The following is a 2,284-nucleotide window of genomic DNA, read 5'->3' on the forward strand; positions in this document are numbered from 1 at the left end:
CGCCTCGCCGCCGCGCAGCATCACGACCAGGCGGTATCCATCGTACTTGATCTCGTGGATCCAGCCGTCGCCGGCCGGCACCTCGTCGACCAGGGTGGCCAGGGCAGGGGTGAACTCGGCGGGAAACGCCGCCTTGCGGGCGCCGGGAACGTCGGGAGCGGGGGAGGCCAAGGGCTTCGCGGAGCGGGTGGATTTGGGCTTGGCCGCGGGCTTCTTCGCCGCCTTCGACGGCTTGCCGCCGCGGATCAGCGCCTCGGCCGCGGGCGCCTTGGAGTCCCAGCGCGCGTCCGCGTCGGCGGCGATCTCGTCCATCGTGCGCCCCGTGGCCACGCTGGTGACGATCTCCTGCGTGATGACGCCGGCGGACTCGGGCCGCGCGACGTCGTCGTCGTCCTTGAAGAGCAGCCACTGCTCCTTCTGCCCATCCTCCTGCGGCCGGCGCGAGCGCACCAGGTGCCATCCCCCGGACAACCGCTCGCCGTGCAGGTGGAAACGGATGTGTCCCTTCCGATAGCCTTTGTGCGGGTCTTCGTCGGGCGTCCAGTGGCCGCGGTCCCACAGCATCACGGTGCCGCCGCCGTACTCCTTCTTTGGGATGATCCCCTCGAAGACGCCGTACTCGATAGGGTGGTCCTCCACGTGGACGGCAAGGCGCTTGACGGAGGGATCCAGGCTGGGCCCCTTGGGGACGGCCCAGCTCTTCAGGACGCCGTCCAGCTCCAGGCGAAAGTCGTAGTGAAGGTGGCTGGCCGCGTGCTTCTGGATGCAGAAGGAGAGCACGTCCCCCTCTGGGTGGACGTGCCCTTCTGGTTCTGCGGTGACGCGAAAGTCGCGCTTTCGCTTGTACTCGTCGAGGCCCATTCAGCCGCGCGGGTTCAGGCGGCCTTGCGCTTCTTGCTGCTGCTGGCGCGCGGCTTGGCCGGGGCGGCGGAGCGGGGCGACGGCTTGCTGGCCGCGGCGGGCTTCCGGGGCTTGGCGGCCGCCTTGGCCGCTGGCTTCGGCGCGGCGGCGGCCTTCGCCGCGGCGGGCTTCGCAGCCCTGGCCGCGGGGCGCTCGGCCTCGTCCGCCTCGTCGGCGTCCGTGTCTTTCGCGCCGCCGGTGGTGGCCTCGACGCTGCGCTTGAGCAGCGACATGATGTCGATCACGTCCCCGCGCGCCTCGCCCACCTCGGGCACCGGCGACTCGTCGGGCTCGTTGGTCTGGCCGCTGTCGATGCGCCCCTGGATCAGGCCCATCAGGTCTTCGCGGTACGTGTCGTGGTACTTGTCGGGGGTCCACTCGGCCGTCATCCCCTCGACCAGGCGCTCGGCCATCTCGATCTCGCGGTCGTTGACGCCCAGGGCCTGCAGGTCTTCGCTTGGCACCTCCAGGTCGTCGGTGGCGCGGATCTCGTCGGCGTAGCGAAGGATCTCCAGCACCAGCACGTTGCCCTGGGGCACCACGGCCGACAGGTACTCGCGCGAGCGGATGACCACCTTGGCGATGCCCACCTTGCGGGTGCGCTTCAGGGCCTCGCGCAGCAGCGCGTAGCCCTTGGCGTTCTTGCCGGTGGGCGCCAGGTAGTACGGCTTGTCGTAGAACACCGGCTCGATGTCCTCGAGGTCCACGAAGTCGGTGATCTCGACGGTCTGCGTCTTTTCGGGGTTGGCCCGGAGCAGGTCTTCGTCGCTCAGGACGACGTAGTGGCCGCTCTCGTACTCGTAGCCCTTTACGATGACGTCGCTCTCGACCTCTTCGCCGGTGGCCTTGTTGTACTTGCGGTAGCCGACGGGCGAGAGGTTGCGGCGGTCGAGCTGACGGAAGCTCAGGTCGTTGGTCTTCTCGGCAGAGAAGAGGCCCACCGGAATGTGGACCAGGCCGAAGCTGATGCTTCCTTTCCAGATTGCGCGTGCCATCTCGTTGGCTCCTGGGTCAGATGGGACCTGACCTAAGCGCAATCCCTGAACCAATGCGTATAATATACATTATGTAAACTAGATCATGTGGAGAAGTGTGGATAACGGCGAAGGTGCTGTGGATTGCGGGATTTCCCCTGGTTGGGGGCGTTTCAGGCGGGAGATCGTGCCACAGGCGGTGCGTCGATCCGACACGAGAGTTCGGGACCGCGACAACGCCCCGCTGCCACGGTTCGGGCTCTGGAGACGACGCCCCGGCCTGCCGAGGCGGAGATCGCGCGTCCTGCGCGATTTTCGAAGGCCGGGTTTTTCGCGGGTCGTCGTCGTGCACGCACGGGACCGGGGGCTCCCGATGTCATCCCGATGGTCACGCACGGGATCGGGGGCTC

2 protein-coding genes are annotated in these 2,284 nt (G+C 67.8%); both read right to left on the bottom strand.

What is annotated here, in order from left to right; all coding sequences use genetic code 11:
* The coding region (locus tag VIB55_RS11645; protein ID WP_331876833.1) for a DNA polymerase ligase N-terminal domain-containing protein at positions 1-861 on the bottom strand (861 nt) is incomplete at its 3' end.
* A gap of 14 nt (positions 862-875) precedes the next feature.
* Positions 876-1,895 (bottom strand): Ku protein, encoded by a 1,020-nt coding sequence (locus VIB55_RS11650; RefSeq protein ID WP_331876834.1) that lies wholly within the window; start codon positions 1,893-1,895, stop codon positions 876-878.
* Positions 1,896-2,284 lie beyond the last annotated feature (389 nt).

The sequence above is a fragment of the Longimicrobium sp. genome (assembly GCF_036554565.1).
Taxonomy (GTDB): domain Bacteria; phylum Gemmatimonadota; class Gemmatimonadetes; order Longimicrobiales; family Longimicrobiaceae; genus Longimicrobium.

Coding starts and splice junctions, on each gene's coding strand:
- VIB55_RS11650 (WP_331876834.1), bottom strand. CDS start 1,895: ATGGCACGCGCAATCTGGAAAGGAAGCATCAGCTTCGGCCTGGTCCAC.